Raw genomic sequence first — 26,095 nt, 5'->3', positions numbered from 1 at the left:
AAACGGATTATTTGCAACTAGAAACTGAAGTTCAATAACGTATCAAACCGATGCAGTGTGCGACGCAACGATGCTAAATTGAAAAACAAAAGCTGATAACAAAAGAAATAAAATATACAATGAGCGAATTGAATAAATATTCGAAAACACTTACGCAAGACGAAACACAACCTGCTGCGCAGGCCATGCTTTACGGTATTGGCTTAACAGATGATGATATGAAAAAAGCACAGGTAGGTATTGCTAGCATGGGTTACGATGGTAACACTTGCAATATGCACTTGAACGACCTTGCAAAAGTGGTAAAAGAAGGTGTTTGGAAAAATGATTTAGTGGGTTTGATTTTTAATACCATTGGCATTAGCGATGGTATGAGCAATGGTACTGATGGTATGCGTTATAGCCTTGTGAGCCGCGATTTAATTGCTGATAGCATTGAAAGTATGTGTGGTGGTTTTTACTACGATGGCTTGATTACCATACCTGGTTGCGATAAAAATATGCCCGGCGCTATTATGGCAATGGGTCGTTTAAATCGCCCTGCTATTATGGTGTATGGTGGTACTATTGCTGCTGGTCATTATAAAGGTGAAGAACTAAATATTATTTCGGCTTTTGAAGCTTTGGGTAAAAAATTAGCAGGCAACATTACACCAGAAGATTTTAAAGAAGTGATCAAGCACAGTTGCCCAGGTGCTGGTGCTTGTGGCGGTATGTACACTGCAAATACCATGGCTTCAGCTATTGAAGCAATGGGTATGAGTTTACCTTATTCATCATCTAGCCCTGCTGTGAGCGAGGCTAAAAGAAACGAATGTTTAGATGCAGGTAGAGCGATAAAAGTATTGCTTGAAAAAGATATTAAGCCAAGAGACATCATGACTAAAAAAGCGTTTGAAAATGCGATTAGAACCATCATGATTTTTGGCGGTAGTACCAATGCTGTGTTACACATGATTGCGATGGCAAAAAGTGTGAACGTTGATATTACCTTAAACGATTTTCAACGCATTAGCGATAGCACACCGGTATTGGCTGACTTTAAACCAAGCGGTAAATATTTGTGGCAAGATTTACCACAACATGGTGGTGTACCTGCTGTAATGAAATACTTATTGAACAAGGGTTTGCTACATGGTGATTGCTTAACAGTAACTGGTAAAACCATTGCTGAAAACTTAGCCGATGTAGAGCCAATTAACTTTGAAACACAGAAAATTATTTACCCACTTGAGCAACCATTAAAAGTAACCGGTCACTTACAGATTTTATACGGAAATCTTGCTGAAAAAGGTAGTGTTGCAAAAATTAGTGGTAAAGAAGGTGAGCGATTTGAAGGACCAGCAAGAGTGTTTGAAGGTGAGAAAGATTTGGTTGCTGGCATTGCAAATGGTAGAGTGAAAAAAGGTGATGTGGTAGTGATACGTTACGAAGGACCAAAAGGTGCACCTGGTATGCCTGAAATGCTAAAACCAACTTCTGCTATTATGGGTGCAGGTTTAGGTAAAGATGTGGCGTTAATTACTGATGGTAGATTTAGTGGTGGTTCTCATGGTTTTGTGGTAGGTCACATTACACCAGAAGCTTACGATGGCGGTACGATTGCCTTAGTAAAAGACGATGATATTATAGAATTAGATGCGGTCAATAACAAAATTGTGCTTAAAGTTTCTGACGAAGAATTAGCACAACGTAAAGCAGCATGGCAGCAACCAGCTTTAAAAGTTACCAACGGTGTGCTATTTAAATATGCAAGAACTGTAAAAGATGCTAGTGAAGGTTGCGTAACAGATGAGGCTTAGGATTGTCTGAACGTGACCCGATAGCTATCGGGTTTGTAGAATCGGATTGATTAAAGAATTTTATATTGTAACAAAATTTGAAGTCACAAATTGTGACCTCAAATCAAGCGTAAATGTTAAATGGAATTACAAATCATACAGCAAAAAATATTTGAAATTAGAGGTCAAAAAGTAATGTTTGACTTTGATTTAGCAGCGTTGTATGAAGTTGAAACAAAGGTTTTTAATCAATCTGTCAAAAGAAACATAGACAGATTTCCTGAAGAATTTATGTTTCAATTAAGTAAAAAGGAATTTGACAACTTGAAGTCACAATTTGTGACTTCAAGTTGGGGAGGTACACGTAAACTACCATTTGCCTTTACCGAACACGGCATCACGATGGCAGCTAGCATTTTACGAAGTGAGAAAGCCGTCAAAATGAATATTGCAATAGTGCGAGCCTTTATCGCTCTAAGAAAATTTGCAGCACAATACGGTGATATTATAGAACAATTACACGATTTGAAAGAACGGATTGGCAATCACGATACGCAATTGAATCAAATTTACGAAGCACTCGAAAATCTACTAGATGAAAAAGTAGAAGCTCAAGCAAAAAAAGACACTTGGACAAATAGAGAAAGAATTGGGTTTAAAGCCCCTAGCCCCTGAAGGGGAATATTTAAAAACATAAAAATACAAAAGTATATACATTATGACTACTGAAATTTTAATTGAAAAAAATATAGATACAGCAACGGTTGCTAAAGATTCCCCTTTAGGGGTTAGGGGCAACATCAGCGGTTCTAAAGCCGTTCTTGAGGCATTTATAGCTGAAGGTGTTGATACAATTTTTGGTTATCCAGGCGGTGCTATTATGCCTATATACGATGCTTTGTACGATTATCACGACCAATTGAAACACATTCTCGTTCGTCATGAACAAGGTGGTATTCATGCTGGTCAGGGTTATGCACGTAGCTCTGGTAAAGTAGGTGTTGTATTTGCAACAAGTGGCCCTGGCGCTACCAACTTGGTTACTGGCCTTGCAGATGCAATGATTGATAGCACACCATTGGTTTGTGTTACTGGTCAAGTGTTTGCGCATTTGTTAGGTACTGATGCTTTTCAGGAAGTAGATGTGGTAAATATTACGACACCTGTAACTAAATGGAACTATCAAATTACTGATGCCAACGAAATTCCTCATGTTTTAGCTAAAGCATTTTACATTGCTAGAACTGGCAGACCTGGCCCTGTATTGATAGATATTACCAAGAATGCACAGCTTCAAATGTTTGACTATGCTGGTTACACACCATGCAATCACATTCGTAGTTACCGCCCTAAACCAATCATTCGTAAAGAATATATTGAAAGAGCTGCTGAGCTCATTAACAGTGCTAAAAAGCCTTTCGTGATTTTTGGCCAAGGTGTTATTTTAGGTAAAGCCGAAAAAGAGTTTAAAGCTTTTATAGAAAAAGGCGGTTTACCGGCTGCATGGACAGTTTTGGGCTTAAGCGCTTTACCTACAGATCATCCATTAAACGTAGGTATGTTGGGTATGCATGGTAATTATGGCCCTAACGTATTAACCAACGAATGTGATGTGCTAATTGCTGTAGGTATGCGTTTCGATGACCGTGTTACTGGTCGTTTAGATAAATATGCTAAGCAAGCACAAGTGGTTCACTTAGATATTGATCCTGCTGAAATAGATAAGAACGTGAAAACAGCTGTACCAGTTTGGGGCGATTGTAAAGAAACCTTACCAATGCTTACCAAGTTGATTGAAGCTAAACAACACAGCGAATGGTTAAATACATTTCATGAATACAAACAGAAAGAAATCGACGTTGTCATCAGCAAAGAAATGCACCCTACGCATGATGAAATGACAATGGCCGAGGTAGTAAATGTATTGAACGAACTAACCAATGGTGACGCCATCATTGTTACCGATGTTGGTCAGCACCAAATGGTAGCTTGCCGTTATGCAAAATTCAACCAATCAAAAAGTAACATTACTTCTGGTGGTGCAGGCACTATGGGTTTTGGTTTACCAGCCGCTATTGGTGCAAAGTTTGGTGCACCAGAGCGCACTGTTGTAGCCATTATTGGTGACGGAGGTATTCAAATGACCATCCAAGAATTTGGTACCATTATGCAAACTGGCATCAACGTAAAAGTGTTGATTTTAAACAACCAGTTTTTAGGTATGGTGCGTCAGTGGCAGCAATTATTTCACGACAAGCGTTACTCTTTCGTTGACATTCAAAGCCCTAACTATGTAATGGTTGCAAAAGCCTACGACATTGAAGGTGCAAAAATTAGCCAACGAGCAGATTTACGCAATGCCTTAAAAACCATGCTTGACCACGATGGTTCGTACATGCTAGAGGTAATGGTAGCCAAAGAAGACAACGTTTTTCCAATGGTACCACAAGGTAGAGGCGTTTCGGAAATTGTTTTAACAAGAGATCAAGTGTAAAGCCCCCAGCCCCTAAAGGGGAGTAAGAAAAGGGATTTGTTGACCAGCTTTTGTTTTTCAATGTAACATTAGTTGCGTCGCACACTGGAACGATTGAATAAAAATTTGACAATCGAAAATATACAAACAAATAAAATGTCAGAACATAAAAATATAAACGGCTCTACAAGCACCCCTTTAGGGGCTGGGGGCAAACAAGAATTTACAATTACGGTATACACAGAAAACCAAGTAGGTTTATTAAACCGTATTGCTATCATTTTCTCTCGTAGAAAAATTAATATCGAAAGTTTAAACACATCACCATCTGAAGCAGAAGGTATTCACCGCTTTACCATTTTGATTAATGAATATGAAGACGTGGTACGCAAGCTTTGCCGCCAAATAGAAAAGCAAGTTGAAGTACTAAAAGCTTACTTTAATACCAACGAAGAAATTGTGTGGCAAGAACTTGCCTTGTACAAAGTGCCTACCGATATTATTACTGAGAAAGTTAAAGTAGAGCGGTTGTTACGTGAGTTTGGTGCAAGAGCGGTAGTAATTCGTAAAGACTACACCATTTTTGAAACCACAGGCCACCGCGAAGAAACCGAAGGTTTAATAGAAGCATTAGCGCCTTATGGCTTAATAGAATTTGTACGTAGCGCAAGGGTTGCAATCATTAAAGCAAGCAATGGTTTTCACGATAAGCTGAAAGAATTTGAAACCTACCAACCTGCAGAAGAATTAGCTGAAAACGAATTCTTAAACCAAGGTGAAGAAGTGTTTACGATGTAATGTCTGTCTGAACCTGGATTTGGAATGATTGAGAGGATTAAATGGATTATTTAAGTGACTATTTTAAGATTCCAAAAATCAAGGAAATCCTACAAAATCCTAGTTCAGACGGGTACAAAACGTTGCAGTGTGCGACGCAACGATGTTAAATAGTAGTACAAAAGCTGGTCAAATAAATATTTTTAATAACAATTAAAACCGCCCAAAAACACCCCTTTAGGGGCTGGGGGCATGAAAACGATGGCAAATTATTTTAACACATTGTCACTAAGAGAGCAACTAAACCAATTGGGTGTTTGCGAATTTTTAGATAACAGCCATTTTGCTGATGGCGTAAACGCATTAAAAGGTAAAAAATTAGTGATTGTGGGCTGTGGTGCTCAGGGCTTAAACCAAGGTTTAAACTTGCGTGATTCTGGTTTGGATGTAGCGTATACGTTGCGTAAAGAGGCGATTGAGCAAAAACGTCAATCTTGGAAAAGTGCTACTGAAAATGGCTTTACTGTAGGTAGCTACGAAGAATTAATTCCTACGGCTGACTTAGTAATAAACTTGACGCCTGATAAACAACATACGGCTGTGGTAAGTGCTATTATGCCTTTAATGAAACAAGGGGCTACGCTTTCTTACTCACACGGTTTTAATATTGTAGAAGAAGGTATGCAAATTCGTAAAGACCTTACCGTTATTATGGTGGCACCAAAATGCCCAGGTAGCGAGGTTCGTGCAGAGTATGTTCGTGGTTTTGGTGTACCTACTTTAATTGCGGTGCATCCTGAAAACGATCCTGAAGGTAAAGGTTGGGAACAAGCAAAAGCGTATGCTGCAGGTACTGGTGGTCATAGAGCTGGTGTGTTAAAATCAAGCTTTGTTGCTGAGGTAAAAAGCGATTTAATGGGTGAGCAAACTATCCTTTGTGGCTTGTTACAAACTGGTTCTATCCTTTCTTTCGATAAAATGATTGCAAAAGGTATTGACGCTGGTTATGCTTCTAAATTAATTCAATACGGTTGGGAAGTAATTACCGAAGCCTTAAAACAAGGCGGTATTACAGCAATGATGGACAGATTGAGCAATCCTGCAAAAATTAAAGCCTTTGAACTAAGCGAAGAGTTGAAAGACATTATGCGTCCATTGTTCCAAAAACACCAAGACGATATTATGAGCGGTCATTTCTCTAAAACCATGATGGAAGATTGGGCCAATGATGACAAAAACTTATTGACTTGGAGAGCTGCAACAGGCGAAACTGCATTTGAAAAAACACCTGCTGGTGATGTAAAAATCAGCGAGCAAGAATTTTTCGATAATGGTTTATTAATGGTTGCTTTTGTACGTTCAGGTGTTGAATTGGCATTTGAAACCATGGTACAAAGCGGTATTAAAGCCGAAAGCGCTTATTACGAATCATTGCACGAAACACCATTGATTGCTAACACCATTGCACGTAAAAAATTGTTCGAAATGAACCGTGTAATTTCTGATACAGCAGAATATGGTTGTTACTTATTTGACCATGCTTGCAAACCATTGTTAACCGATTTTATGACCAACATTGATACTGATGTTATTGGTAAAAACTACAACGATGGTAAAGACAATGGTGTAGATAATAAAGAATTGATTGCCGTAAACAAAGTGATTCGCTCTCATCAAATTGAGGCTGTAGGCGATGTTTTACGTAGCGCTATGACAGCAATGAAAACTATTAAAACGGTTTAAATTTATAACCGCAAAGAACACAAAGGCTCTGCCACAAAGGGCACAAAATCTTTGAGAACTACGTGGGTTTTTACTTTATGTTCTTTGCGGTTAATTTTTATGAAACGAACTTTTGAATATGTATTGAGCAACTGTTGCGTCGCACACTTGTACGGTTAAAACGCTAATCAGCTTTTATCAAAAACTAAACTAATAATAACAGTTTTTTTAGTACAATTAATAAAAAAATCACTCATTTTGACTATCTTGTCTAACAAAATAGCCCAAAACTTTGAAACAATCTATTGAATAAATCATTTCATTGAATTATCTTTGGTGGCTAACGACAGCTTGCTGAACAAACGATATTAATTGCTTACTTTTTAATTTGAACTCAGATGGCAAGTACAACAGGTTTATACGACCCGGCTTTTGAACACGATGCGTGTGGTATTGGTTTTGTTGCAAACATAAAGGGCAACAAGTCTCATCAAATCATTTCTGATGCGCTCACCATTTTAGAAAACATGGAACACCGTGGCGCCTGCGGTTGCGAAAGCAATACAGGTGACGGTGCAGGTATCATGATTCAAACAACGCATGAGTTTTTCTTTGATGAATTGGTGAAAACAGGTGTGCATTTACCAGCTTACGGTAAGTATGGTGTAGGTGTTTTATTTTTCCCTAAAGACATGCGCTTAAAAGAAGAGTGTCGTGACATTTTTAACCGTGCCGCTGAGAAATTAGGCTTCGAAATTTTAGCATACAGAAAAGTACCAGTTAACACGTTTGACATTGGCCCTACTGCCCTATCTGTTGAACCAGAAATGGAGCAAGTTTTTATTGCTTGTCCAGATCATGTACGTGACGTAGAAACATTCGAGAGAAAATTATATGTGCTACGCAACTATGCAAGCCATACTATCAATAATACCATCAAGAAAGATGAAGTAGGTTTTTACATCGCTTCTTTATCTTACAAAACTGTGGTGTACAAAGGGCAGTTAACTAGCCATCAAGTACGTACTTACTTCCCTGACTTAAGCGATAAAAGAATGGTAAGTGCTTACGGTTTGGTGCATTCTCGTTTTGCTACCAATACTTTTCCTTCATGGAAATTGGCGCAGCCTTTTCGTTACATTGCTCACAACGGTGAAATTAATACCGTACAAGGAAACGTTAACTGGTTTAAAACAAGTGAGCGTCATTTCTTCTCACCCTACTTTACAAAAGAAGAAATGGATATGCTATCACCTATCATTTTTGAAGGTCAATCAGATAGCGCTTGCTTAGATAACGTAATAGAATTATTAACGCTTTGTGGCCGCTCATTACCACATGTAATGATGATGCTTATTCCTGAAGCTTGGGATAATGCAGAAAAAATGGATCCAATTAAAAAAGCATTCTACGAATTCCATGCAACTTTCCAAGAACCATGGGATGGCCCGGCTTCTATTTCATTTACAGATGGTAAAATAATTGGTGCTACACTAGATAGAAATGGTTTACGCCCTTCAAGATATTGTGTTACTAATGATGACCGTGTAATTATGGCATCAGAAACTGGTGCTTTACCTGTAGACCCAACCACTATTATTGAAAATGGCCGTTTACAACCAGGTAAAATGTTTGTGGTAGATATGGAGCAAGGAAAAATCATTAGCGATAGTGATTTGAAAGCGAATATTTGCTCACAAAAACCTTATGGTGAGTGGCTAAATAAATATAAAATTAACCTAGAAGAATTACCAGAACCTCGTGTAACATTCACGCATCTTGAACACGAGCAAGTATTCAAATACCAAAAAGCATTTGGCTACTCAACCGAAGATTTAGAAACCATTATTGCACCAATGGCATTAGATGGTAAAGAGCCAATTGGTTCAATGGGTACAGATGCGCCTTTAGCAGTATTAAGCCAACAACCACAACATTTAAGCAGTTATTTCAAGCAATTATTTGCACAAGTTACCAATCCGCCAATTGATCCAATTCGTGAACGCTTGGTAATGAGTTTGGCTTCTTTTGCTGGTAATAATGGCAACTTACTAGTTGAAGATCCTTTGGCTTGCCATAGTGTAGCCCTAAAACAACCAGTACTTTCTAACCACGAACTGGAGAAAATTAGAAGTATTGATACTGGCTTATTCCAAGCTAAAACCTTACAGATGTACTTTAGAGCCGATGAAAAAGCTGGCTCTTTAGAAAAAGGTTTAGCAAGACTTTGTCGCTATGCAACAGATGCAGTTGAAGATGGTTTTGATGTGATTGTGTTAACAGATAGAGCAATTGATAGTAAACACGCACCAATACCTTCTTTATTAGCTACTGCGGCTGTTCACCACCACTTAATTCGTAAAGGTTATAGAGGTCAAGTGGGCTTAATTGTAGAAGCTGGTGACGTTTGGGAAGTTCATCATTTTGCTTGCTTGCTTGCATTTGGTGCTACGGCCATTAACCCTTATCTGGCATTATCTACCATCAGAGATATGAAGTTGACCAACAAATTGGATACAACTTTAGAACCAGATCAGTTGAAGAAAAACTACATAAAAGCAGTATGTGATGGCTTGTTGAAAGTATTCTCTAAAATGGGTATCTCTACTTTGCAATCATACCAAGGTGCGCAAATATTTGAGATATTAGGTTTAAATAAACAAGTAGTTGATAGATATTTCACTGGTGCAACTTCTCGTATAGAAGGTATGGGTCTAGATGAAATAGCGAAAGAAACATTGGCTAAACACCAATTTGCATTTAGCAAAAAAGACATTCCTGTAGAAAGATTAACTGTAGGTGGTATGTACCAATGGAAACGCAAAGGTGAGTTTCACTTGTTTAATCCAACTACTATTCACTTGTTGCAGCAATCTACAAGTACTAATGATTATGCAACTTTCAAAAAATATTCTAAAGCTGTAAACGACCAAGAACAAAAAGCTTGTACTTTAAGAAGTTTATTAGACTTTAAATATTTACGTCCATCTATAGATATCAGTGAGGTAGAACCTGCTGAAAATATTTACAAACGTTTTGCAACAGGCGCCATGAGCTTTGGCTCAATATCGCATGAAGCGCATAGTACACTCGCTATTGCTATGAACCGCCTTGGTGGTAAAAGTAATACAGGTGAAGGTGGTGAAGATGAAATTCGTTTTACACCATTACCAAATGGCGATAGTATGCGTAGCGCTATTAAGCAAGTAGCAAGCGCAAGATTTGGCGTTACTAGCTTGTACTTAACTGAAGCAGATGAGCTACAAATTAAAATGGCACAAGGTGCTAAACCGGGTGAAGGTGGTCAATTACCAGGCCATAAAGTAGACGATTGGATAGGTCGTGTGCGTCATTCAACACCAGGTGTAGGTTTAATTTCGCCACCACCACACCACGATATTTATTCTATTGAAGATTTATCTCAGTTAATATCTGACCTAAAAAATGCCAACCGTAAAGCTAGAATTAGTGTAAAACTAGTATCAAAAGCTGGTGTAGGTACTATTGCTGCTGGTGTTGCAAAAGCAAAAGCAGACGTTGTATTAATTGCAGGCTTTGATGGTGGTACTGGTGCTAGCCCTGTAAGTTCTATTAAACATGCAGGCTTACCATGGGAATTAGGTTTGGCAGAAAGTCATCAAACATTGGTAAAAAACAAACTACGCAGCCGTGTAGTGTTGCAAGCCGATGGGCAAATGAAAACTGGTAGAGACATTGCTATTGCTGCTTTACTAGGTGCTGAAGAATGGGGCGTTGCAACTGCTGCATTAGTAGTTGAAGGCTGTATTATGATGCGTAAATGCCACTTAAATACTTGTCCTGTAGGTGTGGCTACACAAGACCCTGAATTAAGAAAACGCTTTAAAGGTGATCCAGAACATGTTATCAACTTCTTTAAATTTATGGTTGAAGAGTTGAGAGAGATTATGGCTGATCTTGGCTTTAAAACTGTAAATGAGATGATTGGTCAAGTTGAGTATTTACAGCAAAAAGACAATATCACACACTGGAAATATAAGAACCTAGACTTATCGCCAATATTATATAAAGAGCCAGCAAATGAATTTGTAGGCTTGTATAATACAGAAGAACAAGACCATGGCTTAAGTGATGTGCTTGACTGGAAATTACTTGAAGCTGCTAAAGGTGCTTTAGACAATCAAGAGAAAGCAACAGGTTCATTTAGCATTAAAAATACCGATAGAACGGTAGGTACTATTTTATCTAATGAAATTACTAAACGTTACCGTTCGTTAGGTTTAGCGCCAGATACCATTCACTTTAAGTTTACTGGTACTGCTGGTCAAAGCTTTGGTGCATTTAATACCAAAGGCGTAACACTAGAATTAGAAGGTGATGCCAATGACTATTTTGGCAAAGGCTTAAGCGGTGCTAAATTGATTGTGTACCCATCTAAAAAATCAACATTTACACCAGAAGACAATATTATTATTGGTAACGTAGCTATGTATGGCGCTACTGATGGTGATGTATTTATTAGAGGTAAAGCAGGCGAACGTTTTGCAGTACGTAACTCTGGTGGCCGTGTGGTTGTAGAAGGTGTTGGTGACCATGGTTGCGAATACATGACAGGTGGCCGTGTAGTAATACTTGGCGATACTGGTAGAAACTTTGCCGCAGGTATGAGTGGCGGTATTGCTTATGTGTACGATGTTAAAGGCACATTTGCTGGCAACTGTAATATGGAAATGATAGACTTAGATCCTGTATCTGTAGAAGATATTGCAGAACTAAAAGGCTTTATCAGCAAGCATTACGAATATACTGGTAGTACAGTAGCCAAATTTGTACTTGATGATTTTGATAATCAATTGAAAAACTTTGTAAAAGTTTTCCCTAGAGATTACAAAAAAGTATTGCAAGAAAAAGCAGCTGGCCAAAAGCAAAAGGCATAAGCTGAAAAGAGTACCAAACGCACAAGTGTGCGACGCAACGAAGTTTAATGGATGTACCAAAGCTGGTAACCCAAAAAAACTTTAAACGAATAACTTATAACGCATAATAAAATGGGTAAACCAACAGGATTTTTAGAGTTCACAAGAACCTTACCTTCTAAGCGTTCGGTTGAAGAGCGCAAGCAAGACTATAAAGAATTTGTGCATCAATATTCGCAGGAAGAACTTGGTAAACAATCGGCACGCTGCATGAACTGTGGTGTACCTTTTTGCCACAGTGGCTGTCCTTTGGGCAATGTGATTCCTGAATTTAACGATGCTGTGTACGATGGCAACTTTAAAGAAGCCTACGAGATACTAGTAAGCACTAATAATTTTCCTGAATTTACTGGTAGAATATGCCCTGCGCCTTGCGAAAGTGCTTGTGTGCTTGGTATTAATCAACCGCCTGTAGCTATTGAAGAAATTGAAAGACACATTATAGAGATTGCTTTTAAAGAAGGCTTTGTAGTGCCTAGAAAACCTAACTTACGCACTGGCAAAAAAGTGGCAGTAATTGGTAGCGGCTCTGCTGGCTTGGCTGCTGCTGCGCAATTAAACTATGCTGGTCATACCGTAACAGTGTTTGAAAGAGATGATGCACCAGGTGGCTTGTTGCGCTATGGTATACCAGATTTTAAGCTAGAAAAAAACGTAATTGACAGGCGTATTGCTGTAATGGAAGAAGAAGGAATTACCTTCAAATGTCACGCTAATGTGGGCGTAAATGTGCATATTAGTGATTTGTTACGTGAATACAACGCTATTGTATTGGCTGGTGGAAGCACTGTACCAAGAGATTTACCTGTACCGGGTAGAGAACTAAATGGTGTGTACTTTGCTATGCAGTTTTTAAAGCAAAACAACAAAACGGTTGCTGGTAAAGATCCTCATGCACATGCTGCAATTGAAAGTAATATTTTCTCAGAAACATTAAGAGCAACTGGTAAAAACGTAGTAGTAATAGGTGGTGGCGATACTGGTAGCGACTGTGTGGGTACAAGTAACCGTCATGGTGCTAAGTCTGTAACACAGTTTGAATTGATGCCAAAACCATCTGCAACAAGAACACCAAATATGCCTTGGCCTACTTACCCAATGGTATTAAAAACCACTTCATCGCATGAAGAAGGCGCTGATAGACATTGGGCTGTAAACACCAAAGCCTTTATTGGTGATGAGAATGGCAATCTAAAAGCTTTACGCATAGTAGACCTTGAATGGAAAATAACGGCTGACGGCAGACCCGCACAGTTTGTAGAAGTAGCCGGCAGCGAAAGAGAAATACCTTGCGAATTAGCATTACTAGCCATGGGCTTTTTGCATCCACAAAAGCAAGGTTTGCTAGAGCAACTTGATGTAGAACTTGATGAACGTGGCAATGTAAAAGCAACCGAAAAAGCTTACCAAACGAATATTGCTAAAGTATTTACCGCAGGCGATATGAGACGTGGACAAAGCTTAGTGGTTTGGGCCATCAGCGAAGGCCGTGAATGTGCTAGAAAAGTAGATGAGTTTTTAATGGGTAGTTCTATTTTAGAAACCAAAGACCATAGTATACTAGAAGCAATGATTTAATTGATACGAATAAGAGTATGATATTTACACTGCCATCTATTGAAAAATAGGTGGCAGTATTGTTTTATATTTGATTTCAATTCACACTAAAAAATACTTACCATGGGCTTAGTTTATGCAGATTTACAATTAATTAATACCGTAGATATTGCTTTGGCTAAAAGAAATATTATTGGCGAAGAAGAAATAAAAACGTTACATGTAAATGCTTTGGTAGATTCTGGGGCTTATAATATGTGCATTAATGAAACCATACAATCGCAATTACAGCTGCCATTTGTAGAAAGACGAACGGGGCAATTGGCTAACGGCGAAATTGAGACCTACGATTTAGTGGGTCCAGTAACTGTTAAATTTAAAAATCGAACAACTATTTGTAATGCACTTGTTTTACCAGCCGATAACGAAGTATTACTAGGTGCAATACCAATGGAAGATATGGATGTTATTATAGATCCAAAAAGACAGACATTAGAAGTACATCCAGACCATCCGTATTTTGCACAAATGAAATTGAAATAGAGAATTACAAAGATTTTTCCAGTAGTGAAAAAGAAACGCAGGGCAAAAGAAGCAACAGAGATTTTACAAACACTACCCTTCTTTGCTCTGTGGCTAATTGTTAATATCTCTTATAAAAGCATTTATTACTTTTTTACAACAACATACCCCTCAACTTCGCTTTTACTTCATTATCCCATTCTTCTTTTAAAATACTTAATACAATACTGTCTCTTCTGCCGCCATTAGGCATAGGTAGGTGGCTACGCAAAATTCCTTCTACAGTGCAGCCAATAGCTTTCATAGCAGCAATACTGCGTGCATTATTGGCATCGGCTCTAAATTCTACACATGCTATACCCAAGGTTTCAAAGGCAAATTGTAGCAATAAATACTTGCAATGGCGGTTTAAGCCTGTACGCTGAAATTGCTTGCCATACCAAGTGTAGCCAAGTTGTAAGGTATTATTGGCTAGTTGTACATCGTAAAAGCGTGTACTACCTGCGTATTGTTGCGTTCTTTTATCGTACACAATAAAGGGATACTCTTTTTGTGCCTCTCTAGCTGCTAGAGCACTGTTAATGTATGCTTTCAAGTTATTTTCGCCAGCTACAGGCACTAGTGAGTATTGCCAAATATCTTGTTCATACTCTGCAAAATATAGCAGGTTTTGCCAATCATCTGCTTGTAAAGGTCGCAATAACACGCAATCATCTTCTAGTAGGTAATCCGTTTGAAAGTCAAGTATCGTGGGCATTTTAATAACTATTTAATTGGCTAATCTTGCAATATTCACAACGTAATTTGACCAAATAATTTGATATTGCACACTTAAATTACCATTAATCATGTGTGGAATAGTTGGATACATAGGCCCAAGAGAAGCATACCCAGTTGTAATAAAAGGTTTAAAGCGTTTAGAATACCGTGGCTACGATAGTACTGGTGTAGCTTTAATAGGTAATGGCAAACTAAACGTGTATAAGAAAAAAGGCAAAGTAGCTGAGTTAGAAGAAAATGTGATTGGCGCAGATTTACATTCGCACATAGGCATTGGCCATACACGCTGGGCTACACATGGCGAGCCAAGCGATAGAAATGCGCACCCGCATGTAAGCAATAGCGGTCAGTTTGCCATGTTGCACAATGGTATTATAGAGAACTATGTACCCATTAAAAACGACTTGCTAAAAAAAGGCTACACCTTTAAAAGCGACACCGATACAGAGGTATTACTCAACTTTATAGAAGATATTAAAAAGAATAACAACTGTACCCTTGAAGAAGCATTGCGCATTGCCTTGAAACGTATTGTAGGTGCGTATTGCATTCTGTTAATTGACGAACAAGACCCTGATACTATCATCGCTGCACGTAAGGGTAGCCCATTGGTAATAGGGATTGGCAAAGGCGAGCATTTTTTAGCTAGCGACGCCTCACCAATTATTGAATACACCAAAGAAGTAGTGTACGTAAATGACTACGAAATAGCCATTGTACGTGCAGATGAATTGATTTTAAAAAATCTTGGCAACGAAAAGCAAACACCATTTATACAACAATTGGATATGGAATTAGCTGCTATAGAAAAAGGCGGTTACGACCATTTTATGTTGAAGGAAATAAACGAACAACCTGATACCATTTTTGACTGCCTACGTGGCAGATTATTAAGCCATAGTGGTCAGATTGTAATGGGTGGTGTAGAAAACAATATAGATACGCTTGTAAATGCACAACGCATAGTAATAGTTGCTTGCGGTACTAGCTGGCACGCTGGCCTGGTAGCAGAATACTTTTTTGAAGAACTATGCAGAATACCTGTAGAAGTAGAATATGCTAGTGAATTTAGATACCGCAATCCTATCATTAACAAAGGCGATGTAATTATTGCTATTTCTCAAAGTGGCGAAACTGCCGATACTTTAGTAGCGCTTGAAAATGCTAAAGAACAAGGTGCTTTTATTTTTGGTGTAGTAAACGCTGTTGGTAGCAGCATTGCACGTTTAAGTCATGCAGGTGCTTATACACATAGCGGCCCAGAAATAGGTGTTGCTAGTACAAAAGCCTTTACTGGTCAGTTGGCTGTGCTAATGATGATGGGCTTAAAAATTGCTTATGCAAAAGGCACTATAGACCACAACAGATATGTAGAACTAATGAAAGCCCTAGAATCTGTACCAGAAAAGGTAAAAGAGATTTTAGCCAATGTTGACAATATTAAAACCATTGCCGAAAAATATAAAGATGCTAGCGACTTTTTGTTCCTTGGTAGAGGCTACAATTTCCCTGTAGCTTTAGAAGGTGCTTTGAAGCTAAAAGAAGTATCTTATATTCATGCAGAAGGTTATCCTGCGGCTGAAATGAAACATGGCCCTATTGCTTTAGTGGATGAAAATCTTCCAGTGGTATTTGCTGCAACAAAAGATAGATACTATGAGAAAATAGTAAGCAATGTACAAGAAATTAAAGCTCGTAAAGGCAAAGTAATTGCTGTTGCATCTATGGGTGATGAAGTAATACCAAGCATGGCAAACGATACAATGTTTGTACCAGATATTGACGAGGTAATTGCACCAATTTTAAGTGTTGTTCCATTACAATTACTGAGTTATTACATTGGTATAGCCAAAGGTTTTGATGTAGATAAGCCACGTAATTTGGCAAAAAGTGTAACGGTTGAGTAAGCTGTAATTTGCTGATGAGATAATGTGCTGATATGCTAATGATTGCCCTTTTCAAAAGCTCCCTTTAGGGCGGGGGGCATAATTTGTATGCCACAAAACATCATTAAAAAAACCCCAGTTACCGAGCTTGGTTATGGCTTTATTCCTGCAGAATATTTGCAGCCGAATGAAGATGAATACAAGCTGCGTAACATGCAGAATAAAAGCGGCATCAATTACCGTCGCCTTACTGCTTATGAAATTGAAGCACTAGTGCGTAATAGAAACACCAGTGATGATTGGAATAACATTTATGTATCAGAGGCATTTAACCCAGAACTTGTAAAAAACTGTAAGTTCTATGGGCTTGTACGCATAGGTAAATTAGAGCCATTCTATCTTGGCTTTAGCGACATGAAAGTAGCTGTGGGCTTGTATAATAGTACCATTATCAGTTCAGATTTTGGTGATAATGTTTGCATCGATAACGTTAATTATCTCAGCCATTTTATTATTGGCAATGAAGTCATCATTATCAATGTAAATGAATTGGTAACTACCAACCATGCCAAGTTTGGTAATGGCATTGTAAAAGAAGGCGAAAGAGAATCTGTACGTATTCAGCTAGAAGTTTGCAACGAAAATGGCGGCAGAAGCATTATGCCTTTCAACCGCATGTTACCAGGCGATGCTTACCTATGGAGCAAGTATAGAGATGATGATGCTTTGCTAGAAAAATTTAAACAATTTACAGAAGCCAAATACAATAATAAACGTGGTTACTATGGTAAAATAGGTAGCCGCACGGTGATTAAAAACAGTGGCATTATTAAAGACTGCTGGATAGGTGAAGACGCTTATATAAAAGGTGCGAATAAACTTAAAAACTTGACCATTAACTCAGGTAAAAACGGTAAAACACAAATAGGTGAAGGCGTTGAAATGGTGAATGGTATTGTAGGATTTGGTTGTAGAATTTTCTACGGTGTAAAAGCAGTGCGTTTTGTAATGGCGTCTTTCTCGCAGTTAAAATATGGTGCAAGATTGATTAACTCTTATTTAGGCAATAACGCCACCATTTCTTGTTGCGAAGTATTAAACTCGCTCATTTTTCCAGCACATGAGCAACACCACAACAACTCTTTTTTATGTGCTGCGCTAATAATGGGGCAAAGCAATATTGCCGCTGGCGCAACCATTGGTAGTAATCATAATAGCCGTGCTGCTGATGGTGAAATTATTGCTGGTAGAGGCTTTTGGCCAGGCTTATGCGTAAGTTTAAAACACAATAGTAAGTTTGCTTCGTTTACTATTTTAGCCAAAGGCGACTACCCTACTGAACTAAATATCCCCATACCATTTGCATTGGTAAGCAACGATGTTACCAACAATCAACTCACAGTGATGCCGGGTTATTGGTTTATGTACAATATGTATGCACTTGAGCGTAACAGTTGGAAATATGTAGACAGAGACAAACGCTTTGAGAAGATTCAAAAAATAGATTACCACTATTTAGCACCTGATACACTCAACGAAATTGTAGAGGCATTAACTATTATTGAAGAGGCTGTAGGTAAAGCCTATACTACAAAACATCAACAAACTGTTAATGATAAAAAAGCTTGGATAACTATCGGCAAGCAATTACTAGAAAACAACGAAGCAAGTATTATTAACGAGCTAGAAGTATTATTAACAGGTATTGAAAACTCTAAGCGTAAAGTAGTACTTAATAAAAGTTTGCAAGCTTACCAGTTGTTTCAAGAGCTTATTAGCTATTATGCAGCCATACAATTAATAGGTGCTATTCAGCAACAAAATATCCAATCGTTTACAGCTTTACAAGCCATTATTCCTAATAATCTTACAAGAACACAATGGCTAAATATTGGTGGGCAATTAATGCCTGCGGCTGATGTAGAGCAATTGAAAAATAGCATTAAAAACGGCGATATTGTTGGCTGGGATGCTGTACATAAATGGTATAAAAAACAAGGCGATACTTACGATACACAAAAAATGCTTCATGCTTTGGCTTGCTATGCAGAAGTAAAGCAAGTAAACTTAGAAACGTTGACTGCAAATCAATTTTCTGAGCTATTACAAGCAGCTATAGCTACCAAAGAGTGGATGGTAAAAGGTATTTATACCGCAAGGGCAAAAGACTACGACAATCCATTTAAGAAAATGGTGTACGATACCAACGAAGAAATGAACCAAGTAATCGGAAAACTTGAAGACAATAGCTTTATTAAAGAGCAGAGTGAAGCTTTGCTAATGTTTAAACAAGAAGTGGCTACAATTATTCAAAGGCTTCAGTAGTAAACAGACAATCAACTTTATACAAATAACTTTTTAATGGTCTCAACGTAATTACGACCTACTTTATGGTTAGTATCGTTTTGAAGTACCACATAGTAGCCATTAGCATCTTTAAAAACCTCCTTTACAAAATTGATATTAATAATAGCAGACCGATGAATTCGTGTAAAAATAGAAGGATTTAATTTTTGTTCTAATGTACCAATACCGTAGCTGCTTAAGTAATTTTTCTGCGATATATGCAACTTGGTATAATCGCCTTCAGCCTCAAGCCAGATAATCTCGTTTGTTGGCAGCGATACCATTCTATTGCCACTTTCTACCAATACTTTTTCAGGATAAATAGTATAAGCTGCTTGCAAATTATCGCTGAGATTTTTAATACCATCCATATTTTTCACTGTGTTTAGCAATACCTTATTTACGGCTTGTGCAAAACGCTGTTTAGTATATGGTTTTAATAAATAATCTACTGCATTATTGTCAAACGCCTTTAATGCATAGTTATCAAAAGCAGTAGAAAAAATAATTTGTGGCACATGAATTATTTTCTGCAATACTTGAAAGCCGCTGAGGCCAGGCATTTGAATATCTAAAAATATCAAATCTGGTTCTAAACTATTAATCGCATTTACTGCATCTAACCCATTATTACATTCTTTTATTATTAATAATTGCGGATAATCTGCCATGTACTGTCGTATCAATAATCGAGCATCATCTTCATCATCACAAATAAGTATTTTTTGTATGTCTGCCATTTTTATAAAGGAATATTAAAAGAGAATTTTAAGCCACATGGTTGGTTACGTTCAATAATTATTTTTTCGCCGTATAGTTTTTCGAGTCGCATATTGGTATTACGCAAGCCAATGCCTTTTTGCAATAGTTGATTGTTTAATTCGCCGTTGTAACCAATGCCCGTATCGCTTATACAAATATGTATTTTATCATGTAACTTTTGAATAGTAATAATTATACAACCGCCATCAATATTAGGGGCAATACCATGTTTAATAGCATTCTCGGTAATAGGCTGCAATAGCATTGGCGGCACTTTCGTTTGCAGCAATGTCTCATCAATATTATACACCAGTTCTAGTCTTTTTTTTAACCGTTCCTGTTCTAAATCAAGCGTTACTTTCGTAAAATCAAGTTCTTGCTGTAATAAAATAAACTCTTGTTCGCTTGCCTGCAAACAGTACCTAAAAGTGTCTGCTAGTTTAGCAATTAATTCTCGTGTATGTTCCATTTCTATAGGTACCGATGCGCTGATAGAATTGAGCGTATTAAACAAAAAATGTGGCTGGATTTGTGCTTTTAATGCATTCACTTCACTGTTGTACGCTGCTTGCATTAACAACTTTTCTTTTTCTTTTTGCCGTTTATTTTCTAAATAAAAATCATATACGTGAAACACGGCAAATTGTAAATAATAAACCAAACCAGGGATATAAACATCCCACCATTTTCCATCGCCACTTAAGTAGCCACTACCGCGTAAATCTTGTATGAAACGATAACTAAAAAACCAGCAACCTACCCAAACTGGCCCAGTAAAAAGATGTAGTATTATTTTAAAAGTTAATGTTTTATGTTTTAGCTTAATAAAGTACAACCACCACAAAGGCAATGTTAATAAGGCTTTTAGAAATAAATAATCAATTATTGCCTCACGCCAAATATTAGAATAGCCGCTACTTGTGAAATAAATAGCTAACCAATATTGACAAGCAAAAATACCATACACCACAAAAAACAAAAACAACTGCCAAACTTTGATGCCCCAAAATAATTGCTTTTTAAAAATGGATGATTGCATGATAATTGTAAATTTAATAGACAAATATTGCAAGATTTTGTTGCCAATACTTTTTGTTCCGACAAACTGCATTAGCAACCGATAAACAGCATGCCTACATTCACCGACGCTAGGTGCATTTTATAGATTGTATCTTAAAACTGCCACAAGCCCAAGCGAAGTTTGTGTTCTAAATTAACTATTATGCGTTTACTTTTTGCACTTACTATTTTGCAAATAGCTGCTTTTACCTCCACAGCACAAACTATTAAAGGCACTGTTTTTAATGACAAAAAAGAAGTTATAGTTAATGCTACTATTAGCTTGTTAAACGTAAAAGATTCTTCATTACTAAGAAGTACAATAAGTGATGTAAATGGGCAATTTAGTATTTCAATAGCTTCATTAAACCCAATAATAGTAAATGTTTCAGCTATTAGCTACCAAACCCAGTACAAATTAGTAACAGATAGTTCACCTATTTTATTCCACTTAATCTCGCTATCTGATCAATTACAAAGCGTAACTGTGACATCTAAAAAACCAATGATAGATGTGAAGCCCGATAGGATTGTGTTTAATATAGAAAACTCAATAAATGCAATTGGCAATACTGGCTTCGATTTGCTAAGAAAAAGCCCAGGTGTGGTAATTGATAATAACGACAATATCGCTTTATTAGGCAGCGGTGTTGCTATTTATATTGATGGCAAACCATCGCCATTAACTGGCAAAGAATTAGCCAATTTTTTGCGTAGCGTACAAAGCACTGATGTAGAAGCCATTGAACTAGTTAAAAATCCATCTGCCAAATATGACGCTGCTGGCACAGGTGGCATCATAAATATTAAGCTGAAAAAGAATAAAAATTATGGCACAAAGGGTAGTATTAATGCAGGGTATGGCATTGGTATTTTGGGCAAATACAACACAGCCACTAACCTAAATTATCGCAATAAGTTTCTAAACCTATTTGGCAATTACAGCAACAATTGGGGCAGTAACGAAAGCTATATTAATTTGTATAGAGAACAATCAGATAGTATTTACAACAAAAAAAATACCAACTACAGCCGCTATAAAGGTCAAAACCTGAAAGCTGGCTTAGATTATTTTATTAACTCGAAAAATACCCTTGGCTTTTTAGCAACTGTATTTTCAGATGCTGCTTTTGATAAAAATAATGCAGCAACACCCATACTAAACCTAACATCTAAAATACCAAGCCGAACATTAATTGCCAATAATACAAGCAATGATAATAAGCTAAATACTAACTTCAATATCAACCACCACTACACCGATACTACTGGGCGAGAACTGAATACCGATTTGGATTACGGTACATATACTAGCAATAATAACACTGTGCAACCTAACCAATATCGTACACCAGATTTACAAACCCTATTGCAAGAAAAGAATTATAATATCATTACTAAAAGAACCATTAATCTCTTCACTTTTAAAAGCGATTATGAGCAAAATTTTAAAGGTGGCCGTTTAGGGTTTGGTATTAAGGCATCTTTTGTAACTACCAAAAACAGTTTCAATTTTTCAAACATTATTAACGGACAAAATACAATTGATATTAATTTAAGCAACCATTTCACCTTAACTGAAAACATTAATGCAGCCTATATTAACTATCAAAAAAAGCTAAAAAAATGGAATGTACAATTTGGGCTTCGTGCCGAACAAACCAATACCAATGGCGAACTAACAAGTGCCAATACAATAAAAAATAGCAATGTAAAAAGAACCTATTTAAATTTCTTCCCTAGTCTTGGTACATCGTATCAAATTAACCAAAACAATAGCTTAAATGTAAATTATAGCCGCCGTATTAGTAGACCAGGCTACCAAAATCTTAACCCATTTGAAAGCAAATTAGATGAGCTTAGTTATCAAAAAGGCAACCCTTTTTTACAACCAGAATATACCAATAGTTTTAGCCTAACACATACATATAAATACACATTAAATACAACCATTAGTTATAGTAAAACCACCGATTTCTCAACTCAAATAACAGATACTACTGAAGGCAATAAAAACTTTATACAGCAACGCAATGCTGGTACACAGCAAAATATTTCTATCAATATTAGCTACCCTTTTGCCATTGCAAAATGGTGGAACGTTTATGCAAATATTAGTGCTAATAGAGTAATAAATAAGGTGGATTTAGGTGTTGGTAGACAGAATGAAATAGCCATTAATTCGTATAGTATTTATAACCAAAATACCATTAAGCTACCAAAAAAGTTTACCATCGAAGTTTCAGGGTTTTATAACTCGCCATCTGTTTGGGGTGGCACTTTTTTAAACAAGGCTTTTTGGGGTATTGATGCTGGTGTACAAAAACGCTTTTGGCAAGATAAAGCCACTTTGAAAATTACAGTTAGCGATGTTTTTAAAAGTATGCAGTGGCAAGGTATCAGCAACTTTTCAGGATTGTATATGGATGCAAGTGGTGGCTGGGAAAGCCGTCAGCTAAAGCTAAATTTAAGCTACCGTTTTGGACATAAAGAAATAAAACAGCAAAGAGATAGAATTACTAGTAGCGATGATGTAAATAAAAGATTATAATACATTTAAGAGATAATAAAAATAGGCTACCAAAATTGGTAGCCTATTTTATATATTCATTAATGTATGTTGTAAACGCACTAGTGGGTAATCTGTGTGTTGAAGCAACAAATTAAAGACAAAAGAACCTACATAGTATTAGTAACTCAAATTTTCTAGCTAATTAAACCAGCAAAGTATTTAACAGTACGTACCAATTGGCTTACATAGCTCATTTCGTTATCGTACCAGCTTACAACTTTTACTAATTGTGTATCACCTACAGTAATAACTTTAGTTTGTGTTGCATCAAACAAGCTACCGTAAGAAATACCAATAATATCGCTGCTTACAATTTCATCTTCAGTATAACCGAAGCTTTCGTTGCTTGCAGCTTTCATTACAGCATTTACTTCTTCAAAAGTTGTTTTCTTATCTAAAATAGCAGTCAACTCAGTTACAGAACCAGTAATTACTGGTACACGTTGTGCGCTGCCATCTAATAAGCCTTTTAATTCTGGCAGTACTAAACCAATTGCTTTTGCAGCACCTGTGCTATTAGGTACAATGTTAGCAGCAGCAGCACGTGCACGGCGCAAATCGCCTTTTGGATGCGGTGCATCTAAAGTATTTTGGTCATTGGTATAAGCGTGAATAGTAGTCATGCTACCAGCTTTAATTGTAAAAGCATTATGTAACGCTTGTGCCATTGGTGCCAAACAGTTAGTAGTACAAGATGCACCGCTAATAACTGTTTCGCTACCATCTAAAATGCTGTGGTTAACGTTAAAAACCACAGTTTTCATTTCGCCAGTTGCTGGTGCAGAAATTACTACACGTTTAGCACCTGCTGTAATATGAGCTTCAGCTTTTGCTTTATCAGTAAAGAAACCAGTACTTTCAATTACCACATCAACACCATGTTGCCCCCAAGGAATTTGTGCAGGATCACGCTGTGCGTAAATTTTTACTTCGTGACCATTTACAATAATAGAACTATCTGTAGCAGTAACTTCTGCATTAAAACGACCTTGTGCGCTATCATATTTTAATAAATGCGCTAATACAGCAGGGCTAGTTAAATCGTTGATGGCTACAACGTCTATACCTTCCATATTAAAAATTTGACGATATACCAAACGGCCAATTCGTCCGAAACCATTAATAGCTACTTTTACCATGATTCTTATTTTTATTTGATTGAAATGCTTTTTTGTTAACGGGAGCGAAGTTAAAGCTTTGCATAATAGTATTACTACACTAAATTGAAAGATTACTACCACAAGCGTTTGAAGTGCTATTATTTCTATATTGGTGCTACCATTTTTTGCATTTAGTAATCATTCATTAAACCTTGAACATAAAATTAAACTGCTAATTGGCAATTACAGATGGCAGTAATTAGCTTAACTCTAAGGGTCTTATACGGATATCGATCTGTAACCACAAAAGCTGTGGAGGTGTTGCTTGCGGTAGTGCTTTGGGCAAATTATTCGCTACTGTAATGGCATTGCAGCATTGCTGGTATTGCTGCACCAACTTTTCTAATTGACGCTTAGCTCTTTCAATTTGTAGTAAACAAGTTTTATAACGTTTATTCAACAGCTTTGTATCACTAACTACATCTAAATCTGTGGGTGGTTGTAGTAAACAAATTTCTATTTGGCTAAAAGTAAGTAATGCCTGTGTAGGTAGCTCTCGCTTACCAGTTTCATACATGGCAATTTGACTAAGACTAAGATGTAGAAATTCAGCAAATGCTTATTAGGTTACCTCTATCCTTTCTCTAATGTTGGGTTTTTGATTCATTTGTGATGAATTTATTGGCTTTATAAAATTTATCACAAAACTGTGATAAAAAATTTGTAATAAATTAAATTATCACAAAAAAATTATCACAAATGCTTAATCAGTTTTTAACAACCAAGGGCATAGTGTTGATTGTAGCATGCAAGATGCTTTTATATCTTTACTTAGTGATAACTTAACCAAGCTATCTATCTAAGAAAATAGATTCACTAAAAATAGAACCATAAATACGTTGTATACGTTTGTAACATTATACCTTATCAGTAAAAAAATTAGAATGCCACTATTTAAAAAATCAATGATAACTATTGCAATTACACTAGTAGTTTGGGTAATATTTGCCCAAAGCTGTATGAAAATGCGCATCAGTGATAGTAAAGCCCAAGTTGAATTTAAAGCTGCACATGTTCCATTACAATTACACACTATTACCAATAATGGCGTTCAACTACACTATGCACAAACTGGTAGCGACACTTTGCCTACCCTATTTTTAGTACATGGCTCGCCAGGCAGTTGGGATGCTTTTAAAACCTATTTACAGGATACCGATTTACTTAAAAAATTTAGAATGGTAGCAATAGATAGGCCTGGCTTTGGTTACAGCGAATTTGGCAATGCAAAAAATTTGCAAGAGCAATCTGATATTATTAGCCCGCTATTACAGCAGCTAAACAATGGCCATCCTATTTACATTGTAGGCCACTCACTTGGCGGGCCATTGGCAGTAAAATTGGTGGCAGATAATCCCAAGATATTTTCTGGTATGGTATTACTAGCCGCTGCGCTAGATCCTGCACTTGAGCCAAAAGAAAAATGGCGCGGTTTTTTATTGCACTCATCTTTACAATTTATACTACCGGGGGCTTTTAAGCCAAGCAATGAAGAACTCTGGTATTTAAAAACCGACCTTAAACCATTAGCCAATCAATTTGACAGTATTACTTGCCCTGTATGGATTATTCATGGCGATAAAGATAGCTTTGTCCCTGTGGCTAATGTTAACTATGCTACCAAAAAACTAGTACATGCACAATTTATAAAAACGACCATTTTACACAATGCTCCACATTTTATTCCTTGGGCACCTTGGTATAACGACGTAAAAAAAGTATTGTTGACGATATACTAATTTT

The 26,095-nt window shown here is 37.0% G+C and carries 17 protein-coding genes; 12 read left to right on the top strand and 5 right to left on the bottom strand.

Features of this window, described 5'->3' with window-relative positions:
- The first annotated feature begins 119 nt into the window (after positions 1-119).
- The 8 genes from ilvD to ACT9TX_RS12155 all read left to right on the top strand — a co-directional run bounded on the left by ilvD (position 120) and on the right by ACT9TX_RS12155 (position 13,808).
- Positions 120-1,802: a dihydroxy-acid dehydratase gene (gene ilvD / locus ACT9TX_RS12190; protein ID WP_481338574.1), complete on the top strand. Its 1,683-nt coding sequence runs from the start codon at positions 120-122 to the stop codon at positions 1,800-1,802.
- 120 nt (positions 1,803-1,922) lie between these two features.
- Complete coding sequence (locus tag ACT9TX_RS12185) at positions 1,923-2,456, top strand: ORF6N domain-containing protein (protein WP_481338573.1); 534 nt, start codon at positions 1,923-1,925, stop codon at positions 2,454-2,456.
- Between the two features lie 43 nt (positions 2,457-2,499).
- Positions 2,500-4,275: a biosynthetic-type acetolactate synthase large subunit gene (ilvB, locus tag ACT9TX_RS12180; RefSeq protein WP_481338572.1), complete on the top strand. Its 1,776-nt coding sequence runs from the start codon at positions 2,500-2,502 to the stop codon at positions 4,273-4,275.
- 135 nt (positions 4,276-4,410) lie between these two features.
- Positions 4,411-5,052 carry an acetolactate synthase small subunit gene (ilvN, locus tag ACT9TX_RS12175; RefSeq protein ID WP_481338571.1) on the top strand — a complete coding sequence of 214 codons (642 nt, stop codon included), beginning with the start codon at positions 4,411-4,413 and terminating at the stop codon, positions 5,050-5,052.
- A 231-nt stretch (positions 5,053-5,283) separates the two neighbouring features.
- Complete coding sequence (gene ilvC / locus ACT9TX_RS12170; RefSeq protein WP_481338570.1) at positions 5,284-6,774, top strand: ketol-acid reductoisomerase; 1,491 nt, start codon at positions 5,284-5,286, stop codon at positions 6,772-6,774.
- Between the two features lie 377 nt (positions 6,775-7,151).
- Entirely contained in the window at positions 7,152-11,669 is a 4,518-nt protein-coding gene (gene gltB / locus ACT9TX_RS12165; protein ID WP_481338569.1) for a glutamate synthase large subunit, read from the top strand.
- A 111-nt stretch (positions 11,670-11,780) separates the two neighbouring features.
- Positions 11,781-13,286, top strand: a complete 1,506-nt coding sequence (locus tag ACT9TX_RS12160) for a glutamate synthase subunit beta (protein WP_481338568.1) — start codon at positions 11,781-11,783, stop codon at positions 13,284-13,286.
- A 102-nt stretch (positions 13,287-13,388) separates the two neighbouring features.
- Positions 13,389-13,808 (top strand): clan AA aspartic protease, encoded by a 420-nt coding sequence (locus ACT9TX_RS12155; RefSeq protein WP_481338567.1) that lies wholly within the window; start codon positions 13,389-13,391, stop codon positions 13,806-13,808.
- 133 nt (positions 13,809-13,941) lie between these two features.
- On the opposite strand, the gene ACT9TX_RS12150 is transcribed toward ACT9TX_RS12155, so the two are convergent.
- Positions 13,942-14,544: a GNAT family N-acetyltransferase gene (locus ACT9TX_RS12150; RefSeq protein ID WP_481338566.1), complete on the bottom strand. Its 603-nt coding sequence runs from the start codon at positions 14,542-14,544 to the stop codon at positions 13,942-13,944.
- 91 nt (positions 14,545-14,635) lie between these two features.
- Between ACT9TX_RS12150 and glmS the strand changes: the two genes are divergently transcribed.
- Positions 14,636-16,474, top strand: a complete 1,839-nt coding sequence (glmS, locus tag ACT9TX_RS12145) for a glutamine--fructose-6-phosphate transaminase (isomerizing) (RefSeq protein ID WP_481338565.1) — start codon at positions 14,636-14,638, stop codon at positions 16,472-16,474.
- An 87-nt stretch (positions 16,475-16,561) separates the two neighbouring features.
- Positions 16,562-18,778 carry a DUF4954 family protein gene (locus ACT9TX_RS12140; protein WP_481338564.1) on the top strand — a complete coding sequence of 739 codons (2,217 nt, stop codon included), beginning with the start codon at positions 16,562-16,564 and terminating at the stop codon, positions 18,776-18,778.
- A 17-nt stretch (positions 18,779-18,795) separates the two neighbouring features.
- Here the strand turns inward: ACT9TX_RS12140 and ACT9TX_RS12135 are convergent, their stop codons facing one another.
- Together ACT9TX_RS12135 and ACT9TX_RS12130 are read right to left on the bottom strand one after the other, a co-directional pair.
- Positions 18,796-19,539 carry a LytR/AlgR family response regulator transcription factor gene (locus tag ACT9TX_RS12135; RefSeq protein ID WP_481338563.1) on the bottom strand — a complete coding sequence of 248 codons (744 nt, stop codon included), beginning with the start codon at positions 19,537-19,539 and terminating at the stop codon, positions 18,796-18,798.
- Between the two features lie 2 nt (positions 19,540-19,541).
- Positions 19,542-20,600 (bottom strand): sensor histidine kinase, encoded by a 1,059-nt coding sequence (locus tag ACT9TX_RS12130; RefSeq protein WP_481338562.1) that lies wholly within the window; start codon positions 20,598-20,600, stop codon positions 19,542-19,544.
- A 183-nt stretch (positions 20,601-20,783) separates the two neighbouring features.
- Between ACT9TX_RS12130 and ACT9TX_RS12125 the strand changes: the two genes are divergently transcribed.
- Positions 20,784-23,171, top strand: a complete 2,388-nt coding sequence (locus ACT9TX_RS12125; RefSeq protein WP_481338561.1) for a TonB-dependent receptor domain-containing protein — start codon at positions 20,784-20,786, stop codon at positions 23,169-23,171.
- A 155-nt stretch (positions 23,172-23,326) separates the two neighbouring features.
- Here ACT9TX_RS12125 and gap read toward each other — a convergent pair whose 3' ends face one another.
- Positions 23,327-24,331 carry a type I glyceraldehyde-3-phosphate dehydrogenase gene (gene gap / locus ACT9TX_RS12120; protein WP_481338560.1) on the bottom strand — a complete coding sequence of 335 codons (1,005 nt, stop codon included), beginning with the start codon at positions 24,329-24,331 and terminating at the stop codon, positions 23,327-23,329.
- Positions 24,332-24,551: 220 nt separating this feature from the next.
- Entirely contained in the window at positions 24,552-24,869 is a 318-nt protein-coding gene (locus ACT9TX_RS12115; RefSeq protein ID WP_481338559.1) for a hypothetical protein, read from the bottom strand.
- 367 nt (positions 24,870-25,236) lie between these two features.
- Between ACT9TX_RS12115 and ACT9TX_RS12110 the strand changes: the two genes are divergently transcribed.
- Entirely contained in the window at positions 25,237-26,091 is an 855-nt protein-coding gene (locus ACT9TX_RS12110; RefSeq protein ID WP_481338558.1) for an alpha/beta fold hydrolase, read from the top strand.
- The last annotated feature ends 4 nt before the right edge of the window (positions 26,092-26,095 follow it).

Source organism: Parasediminibacterium sp. HNIBRBA5674, assembly GCF_056745525.1.
The sequence above is the reverse complement of the archived record's forward strand: the minus strand, read 5'-3'. Positions and strand labels throughout refer to the sequence as shown.

What these genes read in the sequence shown, in the direction of transcription:
- ilvD (WP_481338574.1), top strand. Translation starts at nt 120, where the DNA reads ATGAGCGAATTGAATAAATATTCGAAAACACTTACGCAAGACGAAACA.
- ACT9TX_RS12185 (WP_481338573.1), top strand. Translation starts at nt 1,923, where the DNA reads ATGGAATTACAAATCATACAGCAAAAAATATTTGAAATTAGAGGTCAA.
- ilvB (WP_481338572.1), top strand. Translation starts at nt 2,500, where the DNA reads ATGACTACTGAAATTTTAATTGAAAAAAATATAGATACAGCAACGGTT.
- ilvN (WP_481338571.1), top strand. Translation starts at nt 4,411, where the DNA reads ATGTCAGAACATAAAAATATAAACGGCTCTACAAGCACCCCTTTAGGG.
- ilvC (WP_481338570.1), top strand. Translation starts at nt 5,284, where the DNA reads ATGAAAACGATGGCAAATTATTTTAACACATTGTCACTAAGAGAGCAA.
- gltB (WP_481338569.1), top strand. Translation starts at nt 7,152, where the DNA reads ATGGCAAGTACAACAGGTTTATACGACCCGGCTTTTGAACACGATGCG.
- ACT9TX_RS12160 (WP_481338568.1), top strand. Translation starts at nt 11,781, where the DNA reads ATGGGTAAACCAACAGGATTTTTAGAGTTCACAAGAACCTTACCTTCT.
- ACT9TX_RS12155 (WP_481338567.1), top strand. Translation starts at nt 13,389, where the DNA reads ATGGGCTTAGTTTATGCAGATTTACAATTAATTAATACCGTAGATATT.
- ACT9TX_RS12150 (WP_481338566.1), bottom strand. Translation starts at nt 14,544, where the DNA reads ATGCCCACGATACTTGACTTTCAAACGGATTACCTACTAGAAGATGAT.
- glmS (WP_481338565.1), top strand. Translation starts at nt 14,636, where the DNA reads ATGTGTGGAATAGTTGGATACATAGGCCCAAGAGAAGCATACCCAGTT.
- ACT9TX_RS12140 (WP_481338564.1), top strand. Translation starts at nt 16,562, where the DNA reads ATGCCACAAAACATCATTAAAAAAACCCCAGTTACCGAGCTTGGTTAT.
- ACT9TX_RS12135 (WP_481338563.1), bottom strand. Translation starts at nt 19,539, where the DNA reads ATGGCAGACATACAAAAAATACTTATTTGTGATGATGAAGATGATGCT.
- ACT9TX_RS12130 (WP_481338562.1), bottom strand. Translation starts at nt 20,600, where the DNA reads ATGCAATCATCCATTTTTAAAAAGCAATTATTTTGGGGCATCAAAGTT.
- ACT9TX_RS12125 (WP_481338561.1), top strand. Translation starts at nt 20,784, where the DNA reads ATGCGTTTACTTTTTGCACTTACTATTTTGCAAATAGCTGCTTTTACC.
- gap (WP_481338560.1), bottom strand. Translation starts at nt 24,331, where the DNA reads ATGGTAAAAGTAGCTATTAATGGTTTCGGACGAATTGGCCGTTTGGTA.
- ACT9TX_RS12115 (WP_481338559.1), bottom strand. Translation starts at nt 24,869, where the DNA reads ATGTATGAAACTGGTAAGCGAGAGCTACCTACACAGGCATTACTTACT.
- ACT9TX_RS12110 (WP_481338558.1), top strand. Translation starts at nt 25,237, where the DNA reads ATGCCACTATTTAAAAAATCAATGATAACTATTGCAATTACACTAGTA.